This is a genomic window from Streptomyces natalensis ATCC 27448 (genome assembly GCF_000935125.1).
GTDB lineage: Bacteria > Actinomycetota > Actinomycetes > Streptomycetales > Streptomycetaceae > Streptomyces > Streptomyces natalensis.
The window spans coordinates 174,400-196,206 of sequence record NZ_JRKI01000027.1; the positions used below are offsets into that span (position 1 = coordinate 174,400).

General features: G+C 68.2%; 24 protein-coding genes and 2 pseudogenes. 10 read left to right on the forward strand and 16 right to left on the reverse strand.

The window, feature by feature from the left end; genetic code table 11:
- Positions 1–176 precede the first annotated feature (176 nt).
- From SNA_RS39855 to SNA_RS43955, 9 genes and pseudogenes are all read right to left on the reverse strand, one after another.
- Positions 177–785: an AroM family protein gene (locus tag SNA_RS39855; protein ID WP_078970004.1), complete on the reverse strand. Its 609-nt coding sequence runs from the start codon at positions 783–785 to the stop codon at positions 177–179.
- Entirely contained in the window at positions 786–953 is a 168-nt protein-coding gene (locus tag SNA_RS42490) for a hypothetical protein (protein ID WP_157879987.1), read from the reverse strand.
- Between the two features lie 415 nt (positions 954–1,368).
- Entirely contained in the window at positions 1,369–2,586 is a 1,218-nt protein-coding gene (locus SNA_RS19190; protein WP_241779732.1) for an acyl-CoA dehydrogenase family protein, read from the reverse strand.
- Positions 2,587–2,827: 241 nt separating this feature from the next.
- Complete coding sequence (locus SNA_RS19195) at positions 2,828–3,670, reverse strand: urease accessory protein UreD (protein WP_030065751.1); 843 nt, start codon at positions 3,668–3,670, stop codon at positions 2,828–2,830.
- A complete protein-coding gene (locus SNA_RS45230) occupies positions 3,667–3,966 on the reverse strand; it encodes a P-loop NTPase family protein (RefSeq protein WP_030065752.1) in 300 nt (99 codons plus the stop codon). The genes SNA_RS19195 and SNA_RS45230 overlap by 4 nt, the downstream gene beginning before the upstream one ends.
- A gap of 43 nt (positions 3,967–4,009) precedes the next feature.
- Complete coding sequence (locus SNA_RS19205) at positions 4,010–4,684, reverse strand: urease accessory protein UreF (protein WP_030068495.1); 675 nt, start codon at positions 4,682–4,684, stop codon at positions 4,010–4,012.
- Positions 4,685–4,852: 168 nt separating this feature from the next.
- On the reverse strand, positions 4,853–6,808 hold the full coding sequence (gene ureC, locus SNA_RS19210; protein WP_030068496.1) for an urease subunit alpha: 1,956 nt from the start codon (positions 6,806–6,808) through the stop codon (positions 4,853–4,855).
- A 65-nt stretch (positions 6,809–6,873) separates the two neighbouring features.
- Entirely contained in the window at positions 6,874–7,221 is a 348-nt protein-coding gene (locus SNA_RS43950; protein ID WP_241779734.1) for an urease subunit beta, read from the reverse strand.
- Positions 7,222–7,401: 180 nt separating this feature from the next.
- A pseudogene (locus tag SNA_RS43955) lies at positions 7,402–7,695 on the reverse strand (urease subunit gamma); the annotation flags it as partial.
- Between the two features lie 765 nt (positions 7,696–8,460).
- Here SNA_RS43955 and SNA_RS19220 point away from each other — a divergent pair.
- Together SNA_RS19220 and SNA_RS19225 are read left to right on the forward strand one after the other, a co-directional pair.
- The gene (locus SNA_RS19220) at positions 8,461–9,279 is read left to right on the forward strand and encodes an alpha-ketoglutarate-dependent dioxygenase AlkB family protein (RefSeq protein ID WP_241779733.1); all 819 of its coding nucleotides are present in this window, start codon (positions 8,461–8,463) and stop codon (positions 9,277–9,279) included.
- 228 nt (positions 9,280–9,507) lie between these two features.
- Positions 9,508–9,732 carry a DUF2277 domain-containing protein gene (locus tag SNA_RS19225; protein WP_030068499.1) on the forward strand — a complete coding sequence of 75 codons (225 nt, stop codon included), beginning with the start codon at positions 9,508–9,510 and terminating at the stop codon, positions 9,730–9,732.
- A 48-nt stretch (positions 9,733–9,780) separates the two neighbouring features.
- Here the strand turns inward: SNA_RS19225 and SNA_RS19230 are convergent, their stop codons facing one another.
- Together SNA_RS19230 and SNA_RS19235 are read right to left on the reverse strand one after the other, a co-directional pair.
- Positions 9,781–10,668 carry an endonuclease/exonuclease/phosphatase family protein gene (locus SNA_RS19230; RefSeq protein ID WP_044365948.1) on the reverse strand — a complete coding sequence of 296 codons (888 nt, stop codon included), beginning with the start codon at positions 10,666–10,668 and terminating at the stop codon, positions 9,781–9,783.
- A gap of 220 nt (positions 10,669–10,888) precedes the next feature.
- On the reverse strand, positions 10,889–11,509 hold the full coding sequence (locus SNA_RS19235) for a flavin reductase family protein (protein ID WP_030068501.1): 621 nt from the start codon (positions 11,507–11,509) through the stop codon (positions 10,889–10,891).
- A gap of 121 nt (positions 11,510–11,630) precedes the next feature.
- On the opposite strand from SNA_RS19235, the gene SNA_RS19240 reads away from it, so the two are divergent.
- Positions 11,631–13,307 carry a recombinase family protein gene (locus tag SNA_RS19240; protein ID WP_198535082.1) on the forward strand — a complete coding sequence of 559 codons (1,677 nt, stop codon included), beginning with the start codon at positions 11,631–11,633 and terminating at the stop codon, positions 13,305–13,307.
- Positions 13,308–13,396: 89 nt separating this feature from the next.
- On the opposite strand, the gene SNA_RS19245 is transcribed toward SNA_RS19240, so the two are convergent.
- From SNA_RS19245 to SNA_RS19265, 5 genes are read right to left on the reverse strand one after another with little or no spacing between them, the layout of a single operon-like run.
- Positions 13,397–14,173 carry a GMC family oxidoreductase gene (locus SNA_RS19245; RefSeq protein WP_051877422.1) on the reverse strand — a complete coding sequence of 259 codons (777 nt, stop codon included), beginning with the start codon at positions 14,171–14,173 and terminating at the stop codon, positions 13,397–13,399.
- Between the two features lie 47 nt (positions 14,174–14,220).
- Positions 14,221–14,595 carry a nuclear transport factor 2 family protein gene (locus tag SNA_RS19250; RefSeq protein WP_030068503.1) on the reverse strand — a complete coding sequence of 125 codons (375 nt, stop codon included), beginning with the start codon at positions 14,593–14,595 and terminating at the stop codon, positions 14,221–14,223.
- Between the two features lie 13 nt (positions 14,596–14,608).
- On the reverse strand, positions 14,609–15,061 hold the full coding sequence (locus SNA_RS19255) for a nuclear transport factor 2 family protein (RefSeq protein ID WP_030068504.1): 453 nt from the start codon (positions 15,059–15,061) through the stop codon (positions 14,609–14,611).
- Between the two features lie 35 nt (positions 15,062–15,096).
- Positions 15,097–16,734, reverse strand: a complete 1,638-nt coding sequence (locus SNA_RS19260; protein ID WP_030068505.1) for a thiamine pyrophosphate-binding protein — start codon at positions 16,732–16,734, stop codon at positions 15,097–15,099.
- Between the two features lie 48 nt (positions 16,735–16,782).
- Positions 16,783–17,643, reverse strand: a complete 861-nt coding sequence (locus SNA_RS19265) for a type 1 glutamine amidotransferase domain-containing protein (RefSeq protein WP_044365950.1) — start codon at positions 17,641–17,643, stop codon at positions 16,783–16,785.
- Positions 17,644–17,843: 200 nt separating this feature from the next.
- On the opposite strand from SNA_RS19265, the pseudogene SNA_RS45235 reads away from it, so the two are divergent.
- The 7 genes and pseudogenes from SNA_RS45235 to SNA_RS19295 form a co-directional block, all read left to right on the forward strand.
- Positions 17,844–18,038: pseudogene (locus SNA_RS45235) on the forward strand (ankyrin repeat domain-containing protein); the annotation flags it as partial.
- 22 nt (positions 18,039–18,060) lie between these two features.
- The gene (locus SNA_RS44740) at positions 18,061–18,873 is read left to right on the forward strand and encodes an ankyrin repeat domain-containing protein (RefSeq protein WP_051877423.1); all 813 of its coding nucleotides are present in this window, start codon (positions 18,061–18,063) and stop codon (positions 18,871–18,873) included.
- 53 nt (positions 18,874–18,926) lie between these two features.
- Positions 18,927–19,235 (forward strand): muconolactone Delta-isomerase, encoded by a 309-nt coding sequence (locus SNA_RS19275; RefSeq protein WP_030068507.1) that lies wholly within the window; start codon positions 18,927–18,929, stop codon positions 19,233–19,235.
- Positions 19,236–19,291: 56 nt separating this feature from the next.
- Complete coding sequence (locus SNA_RS19280; protein WP_030068508.1) at positions 19,292–19,984, forward strand: EthD domain-containing protein; 693 nt, start codon at positions 19,292–19,294, stop codon at positions 19,982–19,984.
- Entirely contained in the window at positions 19,981–20,439 is a 459-nt protein-coding gene (locus tag SNA_RS19285) for a nuclear transport factor 2 family protein (protein ID WP_044365951.1), read from the forward strand. The genes SNA_RS19280 and SNA_RS19285 overlap by 4 nt, the downstream gene beginning before the upstream one ends.
- Positions 20,436–20,858, forward strand: coding sequence for a nuclear transport factor 2 family protein (locus SNA_RS19290; RefSeq protein WP_030068510.1), 423 nt, complete (start codon positions 20,436–20,438; stop codon positions 20,856–20,858). Before SNA_RS19285 ends, SNA_RS19290 begins: the two co-directional genes overlap by 4 nt.
- Positions 20,855–21,751 carry an alpha/beta hydrolase gene (locus tag SNA_RS19295; protein WP_030068511.1) on the forward strand — a complete coding sequence of 299 codons (897 nt, stop codon included), beginning with the start codon at positions 20,855–20,857 and terminating at the stop codon, positions 21,749–21,751. The genes SNA_RS19290 and SNA_RS19295 overlap by 4 nt, the downstream gene beginning before the upstream one ends.
- Positions 21,752–21,807 lie beyond the last annotated feature (56 nt).

The following is a 21,807-nucleotide window of genomic DNA, read 5'->3' on the forward strand; positions in this document are numbered from 1 at the left end:
GGGGGTCCGCACGGCGGACGGCGCTTGGTTTGGCCTTGCCCGCCCTTGCCTTGCCTCACAGATACTTGCTGGTCGGAGGACGGAGACGGCGAGCAGGCGGGGGCGAGGAGGGAATCGAGGGGGCGCACGAGGGGCGCACGTGGTGACGAATTGTCACTGACTGCCCCTACCATGTCTCACATGTCCCCAACTCCTTCTGCCCCCATGGGGGATCCCGTCCCTTCGTCCGAGGCCAACGAATCGATCCGGCGATTTGTGCGCGCCCGGCACGGCTTGGCATGGACGGCGCAGGACATGGCGGAGTATGCGGTGCTTCTGGAGATCTGGACGGCCGCGGTGCGCTCAGAGGTGGTGGAGGCGGCATAGCCCGCAACGCCGGCGTCTGCCAGAGTGACTCCCGCCGCGGTCAGTGCGTCATCGCTCCCTGCGTAGGGGTCGGCCGTCACGACCGGAACATCGCCGCCGAGTGCCGCGGACCAGTGCATGCGGAACACTTCCGTTTGATGCGGCAGTGCGCAGACCACGCCTACTCGGCGGCCACCGGCCAGCGCATATGTTCCCTGCTGGACCAGCCCCTGGGCGGGAAGCAGTGGGCGCCGGGTGGTCAGCGAGGGGAGGGGCCCGCTGCACGACAACAGGGTTGCCACGGCGGCGTCGGCTTCTGCACGGCGCACCGCATCGGTCAGACGGGGCGCTACGGCCCGGTGGCCCAGCACGACAGGTGCGCCGTTGCGCAGCCGGGTGAGCAGTGGCACCTCGTCGGCGGCCGGACGCAGGGCGGCCAGTTACTTGTCGTCCGGGCGGTCCCCGAAGGGATCCAGGGCGCCATGTGCGATCAGCTCCACCGAGGTGAGCAGGTGCGTTACGTCGGGCAGCGGCTCGCCGTGCGCTGCTTGGCCAATATTGACCAGACCCGGCTTCGCCCTCTTCTTCGCGCACTCCTCCAAGAGCACAATCCCGGTATCGGATGCCGGAGGGGGCCCGGTGCGGTTCGTGCTGCTCGTCGGAACACTTGCCGAGTTGGACAGCGGTCATGCCCTGTACGCCAACCGCCTTTTCGCCGACGGGCATGAGGTGTGGATCGGCACTCTGAACGGGCTCACCGGTGCGGGAATCCGGATCCAGTGTCCGATGGGCCAGGTCGATGGCCCCCTGAAGGCTTTCGGGCCGTTCCTCGGCAAAGTCGAGGTGCGTGACATCGCGGGTGCGAACGTGGTGTGGGTACTGAACTACCCCTACCCAGGCGTGCAGGAAGTGGCCTGGCAACTGCTGTGGCAGCTCAACCAACAGGTGCCTTTGACCAGCTGCGGGACGCCGGCTGGTCTCGGCGAATCCCTTGGCCGCGCTCACCACGGCAGCGGCACGCGCTCAGATCAGCGGGCTGACCTGGTCACCGATACCGAGCAGAGCCCGGCCGTAGATCTCGGTCGCGATGGCAGGGTTGATCAGCGCGTGCCGGCTACCGGTCTCCTGATCTCGCCAGATGCGCTGCAACGGATTTCCGTCGGCGAAGCTTTTGGCTCCGTGGACGGTCAGCAGGATGTCCAGCGCCTCTCGTGAGCTGCGAGCGACCGTGGCGATGTCCATGCGCACCCGGGCCCGGTCGAGGAGGGGCATGCACTGGCCCCTCGCCGCACAGTTGTCGACATCGTCCGCCGCCCGCATGAGGTGCAGGGTGGCGGTATCGATCAGTTGGGCGGCCTCGGCGCATTGCATCTGGGTGGAGGGCGCCTGGCGTGCCTGCTCGTAGAAGGTGTGCGAAATGCCGCGTCCCCGCGCCAGAGAGGCCCGCACCAGTTCCATTCCGCCGCGGGCAAGACCCAGCAGCGGGCCGGCCAGCGACAGGGCAAGCGTCGGAACGAACGCCGCGCGGTAGAGGACCTCGTCCCTGAACTCGGTCGGATATCTGCCCTGCTTCGCCCCGGTCACCGACAGGATGCGGTGCGCAGGGACAAAGACGTCGTGGGCGATGAGGGTATTGCTTCCGGTGCCGCACATCCCGGCCACATGCCAGGTTTCCTCGATCTTCAGTTGGTTCATCGGGACCAGCGCCAGTCCTTGGTCCGGCCGCTCGCCGCCTGCGTCGGTGATCGATACGCCGAGCAGCGCCCACTCGGCGTGCAGACAGCCGGACGCGAAGCCCCACCGTCCGGTGATGACCTGCCCTCCGTCGGCCGGCGTGCTCGTGCCGTGGGGCGGGAGGGCAGCGCAGGCTCGGGCACGGAGGTTCGCCTCGTAGACCTCACGCTGCGCGCGTTCCGGAAAGAGGCCGATGACCCAGCCGGAGACGTTGATCAAACTCGTGGTCCAGGCGGTGGACCCACAGCCGCGGCCGAGTTCCGCCCCCACCTCAACAAGGGTGCGGACGCTCGCCTGGTGGCCACCGAATCGCCTGGGAACCGTGATGCCGAACAGTCCGGCCTCGTCGAGTGCCGCGATGTTCTCCTCGGCAACCCTTCGCTGCTCCTCTGTGCGGGCGGCATGGCGCCGAAGCAACTCGACCAGTGAGGCGGCCCGTTCCGGTAAGACGACCGGCCCCTCGCCACCGCCGGATTCGGCGGACCGGTTCATCGCATTCGTCGTCACGAGGGAAGCCTCCTCCATGTCGGGCGCCCCGCTGCGGAGGGGAAGCGCCCTGCCTTGCCCTCATGGAAGCATCGTCGACCACCGCATGGCGGGGAAAGGGCAGCGTCTGCGCCGACATTCCGGAACCGCCTATGGCCGCATTCGTCCGCGCCGGTCGCTGCCTCACCGGAGACCTCCGAGCCCTCGGGTCGCCGCCCCGACGATGTGGTCCGCCGCCCACCGAGGCGGCGGACAGCGCCCATTACGCTCCGAGGGCGTGTGCGAGGGCCTCGTCGAGCAGCTCCCGCAGGGCCGAGGAGGTCGGTGCGACGGCGGTGGCGAGCAGGGCAGGGCCGCCGGCCAGGGGTGCGAGGACGGCACAGCCGTCGTGGGTCCCATTGCGGAGGAGGACGGGGTCGTGTTCGGCGTCCATCTCTGGTTCTACGAGGAGGAGTTGGCCGACGGCGCGGTGCCCGTCGAGGAGGGCGGGACCGTCCCAGCCGGGCTCGGGGTCTCCGTAGGCGGTGTGCTGGTCGAGCAGTGGGCGGCCGGCGCGGTGGACCCGGATGCGGCTGACGAGGTGACCCGACTTCTCGTCGGCTCGGCCCAGGAGCTGCTCCTCTCGCAGCAGGAGTCGTGCGGTGGCGGCGAGGTCGACCGTGCAGGTCTGGTGCAGGTTGCTACCGGCGGCGCTGATCAGCGGCCGGGGTAGCCAGCGCAGGCTGGCGCCTTCCCCGGCGGTCAGTCGTACGTCGTAGGTGGCCGGGGCGGTGGTCGGGCCGCGGAGGGCGAGTGTGGCGGCGGCCGTCGTGACTTCCAGTTCGGCCCGGTCTTCGGCGGTGATGTCGAGGGCGAGCCGGTCGCCGCCGAGCGGGGCGCTCATCGCACCGATGATGCCCACCGTGGCGCCCCGGCCGCCGGTGCGCATGCGTCGGAGGTGGAACGGGCCGTCGCTGTGCATTTGCGGAAGCGTGGTGACACGTCCGTTGTACGTGGCGCGGATGCGGGCGGTGGCGCGCACGCCGTGCGGGTGTCCGGCAGATTCCCCGGCGTCGGCGGCTTTGAACGGGCCTTTGGGTACGGCGAGTTGGGTGTCTGCGTTCATGCCGTCGCCTCCGCACGCCACCGCGTGAGGTGGCCGGTGACCCGGTCGGCGATCTCGCGGATGCCGTCGTCGGAGGTGAGGCTGGTGAGGACGACGGGCAGGTCGCCGCGGTGTCGTTCGGCGTCGGCGGCCATGGTGGCGAGGTCGGCGCCGACGTGCGGGGCGAGGTCGGTCTTGCCGGAGCCGACGGGTCCGCCCAGGCCGACGCGGAAGGCGCGGCGGCTGCCGTCCGCGCGAAGCGGCGTCGCGCTGTAGGCGTGGCGGTGGGGCAGGGTCACGGGGTGGTCGGGGTGCATGGGAGCTCCGAGAGGCGGGCGGGAGGTGGGGGTGGGGGGGGGGTCAGGAGGCGAAGAGCCGCACGGTCCAGGCGGCGTGCTGCTGCGCGGTGATGTCCAGGAGGGGAGCGGATGCCGACGGCAGGGCGCCCAGTCCCTCGGTCGCGACGCGGTCCGCCGCGTCGGCGGCGGCCAGGGCAACGGCGTCGATCTCCGTGCTGAGGCGCGCCAGCAGCCGCGAGGCGCCGAGCGGGTCGAGGCTGAGCAAGCGCACCGCCGCGGTGGTCGGTCCGCCGACGCTCTCGTACGCGGCGGCGCGGGCCGCGTCCACCGGGGCGAGTCCGGCGGCTCGGGCGGCGAGGCCCTGGACGACGGGCTGATGGGCGCCCCGAGGGCGCGCGGCGGCCACACGGTCGAGTTCGGGGGACGGGAAGGTGGCGCGTGCCGCGCGCATCATCTGCCGGCCCAGCCTGCGGGCCACGGCGCGCAGCGCGGGAACAGGGGTGCGGGCGTCGGCGGCGTCGTCCAGCAGCAGCGGGTCGCAACCGGCGGCGGCCGCGGCGGCCAGGCCGGCCGTGGTCAGACCGGTGGTGTGCAGGCGTCCGCGGCAGAACGCTTCGAGGCTGTCGAGGTCGTGTACGGAGGTGTGGGCGATGGCGGCTTCGACGCCGCCGGAGTGGGCGTGCCCACCGGCGGGAAAGCGACCGTCGGCCAGCAGGAGCAGGGCGGTACGGCTCATGGGCGCGCGGCTGCCTTTCGCGGGATCGGGGGCGGATCGGAGGGTGCGCCGTGGCGCGGGCGGGCGCGGGTGCCCGTCCACACCACGGTCGCCGTGCCGACGCCGTCGGCCGGGCGGGCCGGTTCGGGTCAGGCCGGTTCGGGTCAGGCCGGTTCGGGTCAGGCCGGATCAGAAGAGGAAGTACCGCTGCGCCATGGGCACTTCATTCACGTAGGACCGCGGCACGGTCACTCCGTTGAGTTCCGTACGGGTGTCACCCGTGGTCGCGCCGCCGATGGTGACCTCGAAGCTGTTGTGGTCGACCTCGAGCTCGATGTTCCACGTGTCGTTCAGCTTCATGTCGGCCTTGGTGACGCCCCGGGTGCTCTTGATCGGTACGAACTCCTTGTCGAGGCCGAGGCCGGGCCGGGTGCGCTTGTTGAGGCGGGCAGCCACTGTGTTTGCTGTGCCGCTGCGCGTCACGTCGGGTGCCACGAAGTTGACCGAGTTGGTCTTCGTGGCTCGGCCGGTGGCGCCCCAGACCGCCCGGGGCAGGTAGGGCTGCGGCGTCGTGATCGACGCGTTGGCATCGCCGACCTGCGCGTACGCGAGCTGCCCGCCTTTGAGGACCATGTGCATCTTCACGCCGAAGAACTTCGGCTCCCACAGCACCAGGTCCGCGAGCTTCCCCGTCTCCACGGAACCGACGTGTCCGTCGATGCCATGTGTGACCGCCGGGTTGATGGTGTATTTGGCGACGTAGCGACGTGCTCGGTAGTTGTCGTTCGGCGTCAGCCGGTCCGCATTGTGCGGGTGGCCCGTGTCGTCCGTGTCGTCCTTGACCGGGCGGACCTGCGCGTGCGCGAGGTCCTCCGGCAGATGGCCGTAGCGGGACTTCATGACGTGCGCGGTCTGCCACGTACGCATGATCATCTCTCCGATCCGTCCCATCGCCTGGGCGTCGGAGGACATCATCGAGATGGCGCCCATGTCGTGGAGCAGGTCTTCCGCGGCCATGGTGGACGGCCGGATGCGGGAGTCGGCGAAGGCCATGTCCGCCGGAATATCCGGGTTGAGGTGGTGGCAGACCACCATCATGTCGACGTGCTCCTTCACGGTGTTCACCGTCAAGGGGCGGGTCGGATTGGTCGAGGCGGGCAGGACGTTCTTGTATTTGACCAGCTCGATCATGTCCGGAGCGTGGCCACCACCGGCTCCTTCGACGTGGAAGATGTGAACCGAGCGTGCCTGGCCCGACTCGCCTGTGAAGGCGTCGCGGGTGCTGTCCAGGAAGCCGGACTCGTTCAACGAGTCGGCGTGCAGGGCCAGCTGAACTCCGCGGGTATCACACACCTTCAGCGCCGCATCGATCACGGCGGGCGTGGCACCCCAGTCCTCGTGGACCTTGAACCCGATGACACCGGCGTCGACCTGTTCCTCAAGGGCATTCTCGTCCACCGTGCTGCCCTTGCCGAGCAGACCGATGTTGACGGGGTACTGGTCCAGGCTCTCGAAGGCCCGCGTGATGTGCCAGGAGCCCGGGGTCACACTGGTGGCCGTACTGCCCTCGGCCGGGCCGGTACCGCCGCCGATGAGGGTGGTCACTCCCGCGGTGAGCGCCTCGTCGATCTGCTCGGGACAGATGAAGTGGACATGGGTGTCCACGCCGCCCGCGGTGAGGATGCGCCCGTTGCCAGAGATGACCTCGGTGCTCGGGCCGACCACGAAGTTCTTCGGCCGCGCCGTCACCGGAAGCCGATGCCCCTTGGGGATGCGGCGCGGCATCTCGAACTTCTTGATCTGGTCCATCGTCTCGGGGTTGTACGCCTTGCCGATGGCGTCGATCTTCCCGTCGCGGATACCGACGTCTGCCTTGACCACACCCCACCAGTCGAGGATCAGCGCACCTGTGATGACGGTGTCCACGGGCTTGCATCCCTTGTCGTCCCCGGTCCTTGGGATGTGCGCCATGCCCATCGACTCACGGATCACCTTGCCGCCGCCGAAGATCATCTCGTTGCCGCTGTGCTCGGGCCCGCCGCTCCAGTCCGCCTCGATTTCAAGGGTCAGGGCGGTGTCGGCCAGGCGCACGCGGTCTTTGGTGGTGGGCCCGTACAGAGCGGTGTAGTCGGCCCGCTTCAGCATGTTGCCCGGTCGCCCGGCCTGCTGGCTCGCCGAGCCGGTGCCCGACGGCATGTTCGCGCTCTTGCTCACGGGTTCACCTCCTTGCGCAGTCCCTTGACGATCCGATCCCCCTGGATATCCACGAGTTCGACGCAGCATTCGTCGCCCGGCTCGAAGCGCACGGACGTACCCGCGGGGATGTTGAGCCGACGCATCCATGCGGCTTCGCAGTTCCTGAGCTTGCGGTCCTTCGGCGGAACCGTGGCGGGGACCTCGACCGCGACGACCTCCAGGTCGGGATTGACCTCGGCGAAGTGATAGTGGGAACCCACCTGGATGGGACGGTCCGACACGTTCTTCACCTTGATCTTCGTCCTGCCCCCGGCGATCTTCGTGTTGCTCCGACTCCCCTGGCGGGTGGCGTCTTTCTGCACATTCCGGTTGAACTCGATCGCCTCGTACCAGGAGGCGGCGTCCTCGCACGCGTCGCAACACGCGGACGAGCCGTTGCCGTTGCCTTTGCCGCACTCGACCGGGCAGTCCGGTGCGCGCGGCGGCCGGGGATGCTCGACCTTGCCCGGATGGACCTCGGGTTCCTCCGCGGCCTCGGGGAACGGGTCGTGGAGGGTGACAAGCTTGGTGCCGTCCGGGAAGGTGGCCTCCACCTGGACGTTTTTGATCATCTCTGGGACGCCCTCCATGACCTCGTCACGGCCGATCAGGCGTCGGCCCGAGTCCATGATGTCGCTGACCGTCTTGCCGGCGCGTGCCTGCTCGAAGACGTGCACCGACAACAGGGCCATCACCTCTGGATAGTTGAGGAGCAGCCCGCATGCGCGGCGCCGCTGCGCTACGTCGGCGGCCACATGAATGAGCAGCCGTTCCTGCTCATGTGGAGTCAAATGCACGAGGTGCCGTTTCTCTCGCTCGGACAGTGCGTGCAGCCGGGCATGCCGAAGGCCGCGGAAGACGTCCCCGGTTGGCGCCAGGCGCTCGTCGAGCATGGACGGGAGAAGCCGATGGCAGACTTGAAAGGCGGATCATGTACTCGATGAGGTGACGCCGACGCGCAGGGGTTTATACCGCGGGGCAGTGGGGGCCTGGGGCGGAGGCGCGAAGATACCTCTGCGCCGAGCGACCCCCAGTCGACGCACTATCGCGGCCGCCCCAAGGCGTCGAGTCGAGTCATACCCGGATCCGCATCAGTATCCGCACCGTATCCGGATCCGTACCCGTATCCGTCGGGAACACAATGCGGCCGGGCAGTCGCGCAGGGCAGCCGGGTGCCCTGCACCCTGTCGGGGCCGTCAGGCGGCCGGAGGCGACGGGAGGGAATAGAGGCCCGAGGTGGCTGGAGGTCGCCACCCGGCGGCTTCCCACGCCCCGCGGGTACGCCGCTCCATGGCACGCTGAGGAGAGGACAATCGCAGGAGCACGAGCAGCCAAGCCACTGGCGCGATCGGTACACCGCGACCGCCACAGCAGCGATCGACGTGGCTGCCACGTGGCAGCCACCGGGCCGACGAGACAACAGGCAGGTCGAGGAGCACATGAGTACGCCACTTCCCGGCTTCGAGGACTTCGGGGGGCTTGAGCGGAACGGGCTGCCGGGAGACATCGAGGGACCCGCGGGAACCGGTCGTTCTTCGGGAACCAGGGCTGCAGGAGCCAGGATGCCCGCGAGAACCACGGGCGGCGGCTCTGCCGGGACCACGGGCCCTGCGGGGGCCGAAGGCACCGACCAGCCCCAGCGGACTCCTCGCACGCCCGCCGCCACCGGCAATGACATCAACGACACCGACGCTACTGACGGTACGGCCAGCTCCTCCCCGCCCCCCGGCCAGGAACGACACCCCTCCCGCCACGTTCTCGCCCCCGGCGCCGTCCACGTCCCCGGCTGGCTGACCCTGGACCAGCAGCGCGAGCTGGTCACCGCCTGCCGCGGCTGGGCGCGTGGCCCGGCACCGATCCGGCACACCAAACTCCCCCGGGGCGGCGTGATGTCCGTCCAGACGGTGTGCATCGGATGGCACTGGCAGCCGTACGCGTATACCCGGACCGCCGACGACGTCAACGGTGCCCGGGTTGCCGAATTCCCTTACTGGATGATCGAGTTGGGTCGCAGGGCGCTGGTCGACGCGTATCAGGACGCGACCGCGGGCGAGGGCTACACACCTGACACCGCACTGATCAATTTCTACGACGACCAGGCGAAACTCGGCATGCACCAGGACAAGGAGGAGCGGTCCGGCGCACCGGTGGTTTCGCTCAGCATCGGCGACACCTGTGTCTTCCGGTTCGGCAACACGGAGACGCGGACCAAGCCGTACACGGACATCGAGCTGGCTTCCGGCGATCTGTTCGTCTTCGGCGGCCCGTCGCGCTTCGCGTACCACGGAGTGCCCAAGGTCCGGCCGGGCACCGGCGACCCGGCGACGGGCCTCGCCAATGGCCGCCTCAACATCACCATGCGAGTCACCGGGCTCAGCTGACCCGCGAGTCGGCCCCGTATTGACCCGCCCGTCGACCCCGTATCCAGTGCGGAGTTCCGCCCGACCGTCACCGCACCCGGCCCTGTCTCCCACACAGCGAACCAAACGGCGGGCCCCGCAGCCGGCTCAGCTCCCGGCCCCCGCCCACGGCCCGCCTCCAACGCGGCAGATCCACACACCCCGCCCATATCCGCTCCCAGGAGACAGAGGCAGAGGCACACTGGACTCATGTGCCGCAGCATCAAGACCCTTCGCCCGCCCGTTACGCCCGAAGTCACCGATGACGACGTCCGGGCCGCGGCCCTTCAGTACGTCCGCAAGGTCTCCGGCTTCCGCGCACCGGCCGCACACAACCGCGAGGTGTTCGAGCACGCCGTGGACGCCGTGGCGGCCGCGACTCAGGAACTCCTCAACGGTCTCCAGATCCGTGGGACGGCAGCACAGCAGCGCTGAGCCCGACTGTCCCGGCAGCCCATCCCACAGCCGACGGCCCCACAGCCCTCACCACTCCAGCAACGCCTGCACCGGAAGGTGATCGCTCGGGAACTGTCCGTGCTCGGAGAAGGTGTTGATCGTGGCACACCGTGTCCGCACGCCCGGCGAGGTCAGAATCCAGTCGATCCGGTCCCCGTCCAGCACCAGCGGCCGATACCCGTGAAACGTCCCGTACTGAGCGCTCCGCTCCTCGGCCACGTCCCAGCTGTCGACGAGCGCCCCGTCCGCCAGCATCGCCTCGTATACGGGATTCTTGTGCGCCGCGACATTGAAGTCACCCGTGACGATCCGCGGCAATGACGGATCGAGCACACCGAGCCGCTCACGGATCAGCGCAGTCGATCGCTCCCTCGAGTACTGGTTCGCATGATCGAGGTGGGCATTCCACGCAGCGAACTCGCCCCCGCCCCACATATCTCGGAACCGCACCCAGGTCACCATCCGAATCACGGTGTTCCCCCAGGTCGCCGACCCGATCAGATACGGCGTATCGGACAGCCAGAAATGGTCGTACTCGACCGGTGCGAGTCGCCGCACATCATAGAAAATCGCCGCGAATTCATCCCGGCTTCCGCCTCCCCGCCCCGTCCCCACCCAGGCGTAATGCGGACCCAGATCCTCCGCGATATCGCGGAGCTGCCCGTAAAGCCCCTCCTGGGTCCCGATCAGATGCGGAGCCTCGCGCCGTAGGAGCGACCGCATTACGGGGCGCCGCTCGGCCCACGAATGCGGCCGGGTGTCGGAGGCGTAACGCAGGTTGAAGGTCATGACCCGCAGCCCCCTCCCCTCCCCCCGATCGGCGGCGCCCGCGTGCCCGGCCCCGTACGCCACCGCCGGTACGGAAGCCGCCCCCGCGGCCGCCACTCGCAGAGCCGACCGCCGGCTGAATCCCACCGCCGCGGACGGCCCGGCGAATCCTGACGACGCCGGCAACGCCGTGTCCGCAGCGGCTCGAGACTCCCCGACGGGAAGACGGTCATCGTTCACAACGACTCCATTCGTCCCTACGCAGGTCAGGACCAACACCCCATCCGCAGAGTCCCGAGCACCGCCATGAGCCGAAAATGGCCTCGAACAGAACCGCACGGCAATCCGGGGCGAAAAAATCTCCCCCTCAATTCCGTCCGGCAGGTCCCTGCCATTCCGCATGCCGGATACGGGAGATCGACTGCACGCCGGCGACCGTCCCCCACTCATCCTTGCCCAGCCGCGACAACGGCCGAAGCTTGGCGATCTCCGGATGCCCGTCAGCCAGCACGGCGGCCGATACCACTGCGTGCACCACCCGCCCGAACACCACCGTGGAATCCCCGATCCCCAGCGTGCTGTGCACCTCGCACTCCAATGCCACCGGCGACTCGGCCACCCGCGGCGGCTTCACCCGCACACTCGGCTCGGAAGCGATTCCCGCGGCCTCGAATTCATTCACCCCGTGCGGGAAATCCGTAGCACTTTCGTTCACCTGCTGCTCCATGCCCTCCGCGGCAAAACTCACCACGAATTGGCCGGTTGCCTCGATGTTCCGCAGGGTGTCCTTCCGCCCGACGGAGCTGAACTGCACTACGGGCGGCGTCACGCTGGCTATGTTGAAGAAGGAGTGCGGGGCAAGGTTCGCTGAATCACTATATGGATCGTAGGTCGACACCCAGGCGATCGGCCGCGGCACAACCACCGCGGTCAGCAGCCTGTAGAACTCGTTGCGAGACATGTCAGCGGGATCAAAGTCGATACGCATGGTGATCAGTATCCATGCAGGCGGCCGCGCATCCTACGGCGGATCCCCGGCACCACCAAACCCCCGAGTTCGACGGAAAGTGCCCGGTACCGGAGCCACCGAGCACCAGGAGCCGAACACCGTGACGACCGCAGCCCCCACCGTCTGGGAGGACTTCGACGTTCCCGCGCACGCCCGCGGTGGACAGGTGACCCTCAACCTCTACGACCACCTGGCGGCATACGCGCCCAAACGCCCCGGCGCGTACCTGCGCATCTCCTCCGACCGCTTCGGTCTGGAGACCGGCGTCGACCGTCAGCTCGAGGACGCCCAGGATTCGCGCACCCGCCTGCGTTGGGGCCCGTTCGCCAAGATCTACCGCGAGAACGACACCTCGGCCTTCAAGAAGCGCAAGGTCGTCAAGTCCGACGGATCGGTCGACTGGGTGGTCCTGCGCCCAGAATTCCGCCAACTGCTCGCCGACCTCGCGCACGGTGTGATCGACGGCGTCATCTTCTACGACCTCGACCGGCTGGTCCGCCAGCCGCGGGATCTGGAAGACCTCATCGACATCGTCGAGTACGTCAAGAGGCCTGTCACCGGGGCCACCGGCGGCCGCATGAATCTGATCAATGACAGCGACCGTCACATGGCTCGCATGATGTGCGTGATGGCGCTCAAGTCCTCCGAGGACACCGCCCGCCGCGTCGCCCGCCAACACCTGTCCGCCGCTCAGAACGGACTCGCCCAAGGCCGCATCGCCTACGGCTGGGTACGCAAGGGCGGGCGCAAGGGACAGCTCGTCCCGGATGAGGCCGACGTCGTCGTCCGCATCTTCCAGGACTTCATGACGGGAGAATCGGCCTACAGCATCGCCAAGGCATTCAACAACGAAGGCATCACGCCGCCCTCCGCCCGCACCTGGTCATCCACCATGATCGCCAAAATGCTCCGCAATCCGCGCTACGCGGGCATGGTTTCCTACGCGGGCAAGCACCGAGTCGAAGCTGCCGCAGCCGGGGACGGCTGGTCCTTGGTCCTCTTCGACGACGAGGGGCGTCCCCTGCTCGGGACATGGGAACCCATCGTCACCCCGAAGCTGTGGTCCCAGGTCCAGTTCGAGTGGCAGCGCCGTCGCCAAAAGGCCGGCATCAAGCCGGGCGAGTCCGGCGTCGCACCGATCAACAAGTACTTGCTGTCCGGAATCCTGCGATGCAACAAATGCCGTCGCGGCCTTGTCGGTCATTCCTACAGGGAGCGCAGGTCAGGAAGGACCATCCGCAATTACATGTGCCCACCCTCCGATCGAGGGGGCTGCGGCGGAACCGCCATCGCGGCTCAGACTGCGGACGCAGCAATCGAGGAAGCAATGGCGACGTTCCTTCGCAAGCAGCTTCAGGCCGCCAAAACCGATCAGGTGGAATCCTCGGGCGCCATCACAGCATTGCAGGCTCGACTTGACCAGGATCTCTCGCGCAAGAGTGAACTCATCCATCAATGGTCGGAAGGCTCCTTGCACGAAGCCGGTCTCACCGAAGAGGACTACTTCACCATGCTCGCGACCCTCAACCGAAAGATCTCCACGCACAGGGAATCGATCGCCGCCCTGGAGGGCGCACCGGAACCGGCAGTTGCTCCTGACGAGCTCCTCAAAAACTGGACGGGCGGTTCACTGCGCCAAAGGCGCGCGATACTCAAGCGCTACCTGCACTCCATTACAGTGCAACCGCCCCTCCCGCCATCGGATTTCAACCGATCCGAACTCGTGAAGGAACGCCTCACTCCTCACTGGAAGTCGGCCGGAGAACTCGCCGCGTAGACGAGAGGCGTCCCCAGGGAGGTGATCGGGGCTGCCGATGCCGGAGAGCATCAGCAGCTTGGGGGACTCGACGGCGCCGGCCGCGAGAATCACCTCGCCGGCGGCGCACGCCTGGTGCAGGCCCAGCCGGACCGGCTCGCCGTGCACGTCCCGTACTTCGCGGCCACCCACGCCAGGCCGCTCCCGCCGTTGGAGGTACTCCCCCCCACACAGGTGTCACCGGCGAAGGCGAGCCCGATGACCTGGGCGTTGCAGCGCAGGGTGAGGTTGGAGCGGCGGAGGGCCGGCTCCAGGTAGGAGGCGAGGACCCCGCGGCGCCGCCCGTCGGCGATGTCGAGGTGATGCCATCCGGCGCCCTGCATGACGCCTGCGTTGAAGTCCGCCACCTTTTCGTGGCCCAGCTCGGCGCAGGCATCGAGGAATGCCTGGGAGGCCGGGTGGGGATCGTGCTGGGCGGCGGAAACGGGCGGAAGGGTCTCCAGGCGCTCGAAGTACGGCCGGACATCCTGGAACGACCAGCCCGCGGCGCCCTGGTAGGCCCAGTTGTCGAAGTCCGAGGGGTGACCGCGGACGTGCATCATGAGATAGAGGTTGCTGGTGCCGCCCACCGCGCGACCGCGTGGTTCCCGGGTCACCCGGCCGTTGAGGCCTGGTTGCGGAGTGCTGCGGTAGCGCCAGTCGATCCGGCCGCCGAGCAGCCGGAGCCAGGCGGTGGGGTCGTCGACCTCCTGCGGGATCCGGCCGGTTCCGGCCTCCAGCAGGAGGACGCGTACGTCGGGGTCCTCGGTGAGCCGGGCGGCCAACACGCTGCCGGCGGTGCCCGCTCCGACGATGACGTAGTCGAAGTCTTCCTTGATGGAACTCATAGGGCTCATGGGGCTCATAGGTCTCTCCGGGCGTTCCGTGCAGGGGGCTAGCTCTGGGAGAGCACCTGGAACGGCTGGGTGTCGTGGTGGTTGGCCAGGTAGGTGATGCGCCCGTTCTCGATGCGGAAGTAGTTCATGGCAGCCGCCTCGATGGGCTTGCCCGAGGAGCTCCGCGCGGAGATGTGGGAGACCACCGCGGCTTCGTCCCCGTCGACCAGGAAGTGCGACGGGATGTTCTCGAAGGAGGCGTACAGCTCCTCCATGCCGGCCATCATCGAGCGGAGCTTGTCGCGGCCCTCGATACGGCCGGCCAGTTGTTCGTCCATTACCATGTCGTCGGCGAACAGGTCGCACCACCGGTCCCAGTCACCGGCGTTGGCGTAGAGGTAGTAACGGGCGAGCACATCGCGGGCGTCCCTCACGTTTCCCAGCTCCTCACAGGGCGGCGGAGCCCGGCATCGGCTCCAGCGCATTGCAGATGTAGGTCTTGATCAGCGGTGTGGGTCCGCTGTGGCCGGCGACCACGGTCCAGGTCTGGCGGGCGTCGAAGCCGAGCCACTCACTCCTGGCTGACGGCGGATTCCACATCCGGGCCTGCCAGTTGACGCGGACATGGACGCGGGCCTCGGAGCCGTCGACGACGACCCGGGTGCCGGTGACCTTGTGCTCCTCGTCGAAGAACCGGTGCGAGACGGCCACGTACCACTTGGCGAAGCCGACATGCCCCCGGAAGGTGCCTTCGGGGAAGCGCATCACCAGGCCGTCGTCGACGACGAACGTCTTCATCTCGTCCAGGTCGTCATGGCGGTCCAGTGCGGCGTACCACCGCTCGGCCAGCGCACGGACGGTTTCTTCGGTCAGCCCTCGGAGGGCGGATGCCTCCGGCATGGCGGGACTCCTCGGGTGTCGGTCAGAGGTGTCGGTCAGACCTGCAGGTCGACCAGGAAGGGCCCCGCTGCGGCGAGCATCCGCTCGACAGCGTCGGCGGCTTCCTCGGGCTTCTCGACCCGAATGCCGTCGGCGCCCAGGGCGCGCGCCACGTCGGCGAAACGGATGTCGGGGCGGGACAGGTCGAAGGACGACGGGAAGTCGTGCCGGGGGATGTCCCGTTCCTTCCAGTACTGCGCGATGTTGTCGTCGAGCAGCCGGTACTTGCGGTTGTTGCAGACCACGAACTTGGCCGCGACCGAGTGCCGGGCGGCGGTCCACAGGGCCTGGTACGTGTACATCGCCCCGCCGTCGCCGGTGAAGCCCACAACCGTACGGTCGGGGTGGGCGAGCTTGGCTCCCACGGCCCCCGGGATACCGACTCCGAGGGAGCCACCACGGGTGAGGAAGTAGTCGCCGGGCCGGTCCGGAGGCAGATGCTTGACCACGGCGGGCGAGGAGGTGAGGGCCTCGTCGAACACGATGAGGTCGTCCCCTGCCCGGCGGGCGAGTTCCTGCAGAAAACATTCCAGCGTCGAGCCGCCTACCGCCGCATCGCCCAGGGTCCGCTGCCGCTCCTCCTTGCGTACCGCCAACCGCCGGGCAGCCGCGGCGCGTTGGACGGAGGTCAGTCGGCCGGGCAGCTCGGCGGCGAGCACCGTGAGGGCCGGCCGTGGGTCCGCCACCACACCGAGATCGACCGGGAAGTTCTTGGCGATCTCGTAGGAGTCGAGGTCGATGTGAACGATCCGGGCGTCCGGCCGGAAGGGGCTGCCGAGCCCCGGGAAGACCTCCGGGAAGACGTATGTACCCACGATCAGCACGGCGTCCGCCTCCGCCACGACGGCGGCACTGCGCTCGCCGAACATATGGCCCAGCTGGCCACGGTACAGCGGATGCGAGCCCGGGAAGTTCACCTCCGAGGAGTCGACGCCCCAGACGTCTGCCCCCAACTGCTCGGCCACAGCTACCAGTTGCCGCTGCGCCCCGGCTGTTGAGACACCGTCGCCGGCCAGGATCAACGGGCGCTCTCCGGCCGCCAGCAGCTGCGCGGCCCGGGCCACCGTCCCCGCCTCGGGTGCAGAGACCGTGACGGGAACGGTGGAAGCGATGACGGGCTCGTCATTGAGCTCGTCGAGCACGTCCATCGGCAGGGCGACGAAGACCGGGCCGCGCGGCGGGGTCATGGCGATCTTCACGGCCCGGCGCACCACCCGCAACAGCGAACGTGGATCGGTCACCCGGGCCGCGTACTTGGTCACCGGGCGCGCCATGGCGACGAGATCGGCCGCCATCTGGGCGTCCATGGCGTCGTACCGCACCCCGGCGTCGCCGGCGATGGCGACGAGCGGAGTGTGCCCGCGCATCGACTGGTAGAGCATGCCGATCGCATTGCCCAGGCCCACCCCGCTGTGCAGCTGCAGCAGCGCCGCCTTCCCGGTCGCCCGCGCATAGCCGTCCGCGATTCCCGCCGCCACCGTCTCCTGAAGAGCCAGCACATACCGGAATCCCGGGCCCTGTTCGGCCGCGTCGAGCAGGCCCTGTTCCGCTGTTCCGGGATTTCCGAACATGACATCCAGGCCGTCGGCCTTGAATTGCTCGATGAGTTTGACGTTTCCAGACTTGCCCACCATCGTGCACTCCCTGCGGATTCTTTTACGCGACTGCTGCCAACGGGTCCGTTACCAGCCGAACCGGGTGATCCCGTCCTCCAGCACCTCGACCATTTTCTGACCGGTCAGGAAGGAATCGGGGGTGGAACGACCGGTGATGAACGGGAAATCGACAATCACCGAGAGCGGCTTTCCGAAATTCCCGTGATAGGCACCCTGCGGCCCCGTCGCATCGCGCAGGATGTACTCCAGCGGGTACGGCGGCGGGCCCATGACGAAGTCGGTTCCCAGGAAGCCGGTGCCCTCCTTGTAGTCGTACTCCTTGCAGTGACCGGTGACGTGCTTGCCCCAGATGATGCTCCTGCGGTCGTCCCAGTCGCGGGCGAAGGCAAGGCAGGCGACGCCGTAGCACTCGGCGCCGACCGGCTTGCCGGCCCGGACGAACGCCAGGATCAGATCGTGCAGCCGCTCGTTGTTGGCCAGGTCGACGATGGGCCCGCTGCCGCCGACGATGAGCAGCGCGTCGAACTGTTCCAGCTCCGTGTCGACCTGCTCCAGCGACCGGTGGTACTGCTCCAGCTCGCGGAGGTAGTCGGGGGCGCTGGTGTAAGGCCGCTCCGGGATCCGGCCGGTGAGGCTCAGCGGATTGTCCAGCCGGTTTCCGCTCTCCACCTGCCGGCCCAGTTCGGCCACCTCGGCGGTGGTCACGGAACGGCCGAGCGGCGGGTCGATGTATTCCTCGTCGAGGCTCGGCGGAAGGGCGTGGGCGCGCTTTCCGGTGGGCGTCGCAAAGGTGACGCGGTATCCGCGCTCGTCGAACTCGCGGAGCGGGCCGACCAATTCCTCGGCCCAGTATCCGTACTCGGAGAGAACGACCAGAATGTGCTTCACGTGAATCCTCCGACGTGGTCGGTTTCGGTGTCCGACCATGACACTGGGCCAACGGCGAACACCTGTCAAAGGAAATCGGAAGCAGTTTGTTAGGTGCTCGCGACTTGTTGAGGTCGCGAGCGGCCGGCGTCAAGACTCCGCAGTAACAAGTAAGAGTTTGTGAGGTCGCCGCATGGGGTACCGGCCGCCTGGCTAATCTCCGTTCGCCGACTCATCCCTAAAGAAGGCAGAAGAAAAGGATGACGACTCCAACGCGCCAGGAATTCATAGCCGTAGTGCGCGACGGCGATACCGAAAGGGTGTCCGGGCTGCTCCACCTCGGGGCCGACCCGAGCGCCCGTGACACAGCCAGTGGGCTGACCGCCTTGATGATCGCGGCGGGCCGGGGGGACACGGCCACCGTACGGCTGCTCCTGACGGCCGGCGCGGACGTGTACACCACGGACTCCCGCGGCGGTGGGACGGCTCTGCACAAAGGCCGTCCAGGGCGGCGACACCGAGACCGTCCGGGCTCTGCTGGAGGCGGGCGCCTTCGTGGATGCCGTCGCCGCCACCACGGGGCACACCCCACTGATGGACGCCCTCTGGTACAAGTGGCCGGAGGTCGTGGCCGTGCTCCTGGATCACCAGGCGGGCCTGAACCTGTCGACGCACTACGGCTTCTCGATGCGCGAGCACTTCGAGTACGAGCTGAACGTCAACAGCCGCGGCAAGGACAAACTGCTCGCTGCCGAACGCCTGTTGAAGGACCGTACGCAGAGCGACACGGCGGCGGCACAGGCACAGCAGCTGATGGGTGCGGTGGTCGCCGGGGACCTCGATGCGGTGCGGGGTCAGCTCTCCGAAGGTGCCGCGGTCGACGCCCGCTTCCCGGTGGTCAACGGCTTCAACGACGGCCACACGCCACTCCTGGTGGCCTGCCGGGACGGTCATGAGGAGATCGCCCGCGAACTGATCGCCGCCGGCGCCGACGTCAACGCCACCGAACCCACCTTCGGTGCCGTACCGCTGCACAAGGCCGTCTACAACGGCCACGCCGGTATCACCGCCCTGCTGGTCGACACCCCCGGAACCGACCTGGACCTCCAGGGCATCACCAATGGCTACACCCCTCTGCACGACGCTCTCTGGCACGGCTACGAGGGGTGCGCGCGCGGGTCCTCATCAACGCCGGTGCACGACAGGACCTCGTCGGACACGACGGCAAGACACCGGCCGACATCGCCCGCGACAGCCTCGGTGCCGAACACTCGCTCACCCGCGCCCTGACCACCGTCACCAGGGCGGCCGCCGCCCTCCACTCCGCCTGACGAGGAGTCACCGTGCTGTTCTACGTACAGATGAAGTGGAATCACGAAGGCCGCATCACCCTGGACGAACTCTGGGACGTCGAAGCCCAGGAGACCGCGCACGCCAAGGAGACGATCGACTCCGGAATGGTCGTCGGCATCTGGAAGGTCGCCGCTCAGAAGCGAGTCATCGCGGTCGTGGACTGTGCGGACGCCGAGGAACTCGACCGCACCGCACTTGGACGGCTGCCCATGCGTGAGTACCTCGACTTCGAGGTGGTCTGGCCGCTGCGCGACTACCGCGGCTTCGCCGAAGACGTGAACGCCCACTACCGGGTCTGAGCCCCCGACGGGGTCTGCCGTTCCACCCTTCCCCCTGGGAAAACTAGGAGAACCACGTGATCCACCAGATCATCCTTGCCCACCCCAAGCCCGGCATGTCAGAAGAGGAGTTCCAGCGCTACTGGGTCGAGCAGCACGCGGTCCGGTACGCGGTCAAGATCCCGCAGATCAAGCGGTACTGCGTCGACACCCGCATTCCCCGGCCCGGCGACGAGGACGACCCGCTGTGGAGCGGAGTGGCCGAGATCTGGCTGGAGAACGAGCAGGAGCAGCTCGCCTCCCTGCAGACCCCGGAGTTCCTGGAGGGCGCGCGACGGGACGAGCCCCGCTGGGCGGCGTTCTGGCGCACCGTGGTGCTGGACACCGACGCGCATGTCGTAGTTCCCGGAAACGACAGCGACGGACCCACGACCAAGGCGATGATCCTGGTCAAGCGCCGCGAAGGCCTGCCGCTCCGCGGATTCAGGGAGCGCAGTCTGGCCCGTCACGCCCGGCTGTCCGAGAAGGTCCCCGGCCTGCGCAAGTACACCCAGAACCACACCCGTGACTCCTTCTACGGCGTGGGCGAGGCGGTACTGGACGCCGCTTACCAGCTCTGGTTCGACGACGTCCCCGCCTTCGAGGCCGCGCAGGAGACGCCCGAGTACCGGGAGATGCTCGCCGACCTGAGCCTGTTCACCGAGCCGCGCTACGTCCACACGCTGCTGCTCAAGGAGAACTGGATCGCCGGCCGCGAGGGAGCCCGATGAGCGACGCCGAGCTCCGCGACCGCCTCGACATCATCGAGGTGTGCACCCGGATGTGCTGGCACACCGACAAACGCGAATGGGAGCAGCTGCGCTCCCTTGTCTTCGCGGAGAAGGTACAGGTCGACTACACCAGCCTGAACGGCGGCGAGCCGGCCGAGATGGCGGCCGACGAACTGATCGACGCCTGGCGGTCGTTGCTGTCCCGTCTGGCCTCGACCCAGCACTTGCTCACCAATCAGCTGGTGCGGACATCGGGCGACACCGCCGTCGCCACGGCCGACTTCCAGGCCACCCACCTGCTGCCCAACGCTCTCGGCGGCTCCTTGTGGACGCTCGGCGGTCACTACCGCTTCACCCTTCGCCGGGCCGCCTCCGGATGGCGGATCGACGGGCTGACGATGACCACCGACTGGGCCAAGGGCAACCGGAAGATCATGGAAGGGACCACACGATGACCCGTACCACCCGGGAGACCGCCACCGGCTGGTTCTCCGCACTCACCAGCGGCGACGCCGACCGCGCGCTGGGCTATCTGGCCGACGACATCGAGTGGGTCAACTACACCCCGGTGCCCGGCTACAACGACCGTATGCCGTGGATCGGCACCTATCACGGCCCGGCGGCGGTGCTCGACAGCCTGAAGGTCTTCCTGGACATGGTCGACGTCGGGACGGAGAAGCTCGTGGACCTCATCGTCGAAGGCGACCAGGCCATCGGCATCCTCCATGAGAAGTCCGTGGTCAAGGAGACCGGCCAGGCCTTCGAGATCGAGTTCATCCAGCACCTCACGGTGCGCGACGGGAAGATCGTGCGCTGGAAGTCATACACCGACCCGTCCCAGATCCTGCGCGCGATCGACGGGAGGGCGGCATGACGCACACCGTACGAACCGAGCGGGTCACCTTCGACAGCGACGGCGAAACCCTCGTCGGCACCCTGTACCGGCCCGACGGCCAGGAACTTCGGCCCGCGATCGTCGTCACCGGATCCTGGACGACCGTCAAGGAACAGATGGCCGCGGTCTATGCCCAGCGGATGGCCGAGGCCGGCTTCGTCGCGCTGGCCTTCGACTTCACCGGCTTCGGCGAATCCGGCGGCCAACCCCGCCAACTGGAGTCCCCGGCGCGCAAGATCGCCGACATCCACCACGCCATCACCTTCCTCGCCCAGCACTCCGCCGTGGACGCCGGACGAATCGGCGCCCTGGGCGTCTGCGCGAGCAGCGGATACACCGCTGTGAACGCTGCGGACGACCCGAGGGTACGAAGCCTGGTGCTGATCGCCCCCTGGCTCCACGACGCTGACCTCGTACAGGACATCTACGGAGGCGCCGACGAGGTACAGAAGAAGATGGGCCTCGGCCTCGACGCCCTCGCCCAGTACGAGAAGGGAGCGGCCGCGCACTACGTGCCGGCCGTCAGCCTCACGGACCCCCAGGCCGCGATGTTCGGCCCCTTCGACTACTACCTGGACGAGAAGCGCGGGGCGGTGCCTGCCTGGGACAACCGGTTCGCCGTGATGTCCTGGCCGCAGTGGCTGACGTTCGACCCGCATCCGGCGGCCTCCCGTATCAAGGCGCCGACCGTGCTCGTCCACAGCCGGGACGGGGCGATCCCGCAGGGGGCGGAGAAGTTCCACGCCGCTCTCGGCGGCCCGAACGCACTCGTCTGGACCAGCGGAACGCAGTTCGATTTCTACGACCAGGACGCCAAGGTCACCGAGGCCGCCGGAATTGCCGCCAGGCACTTCACGGAGACCCTGACCTAGCGCGGCAGACCCAGCACTCGGCGGGGCACAGCGGTGGGCAACACGGCACCGCTGTG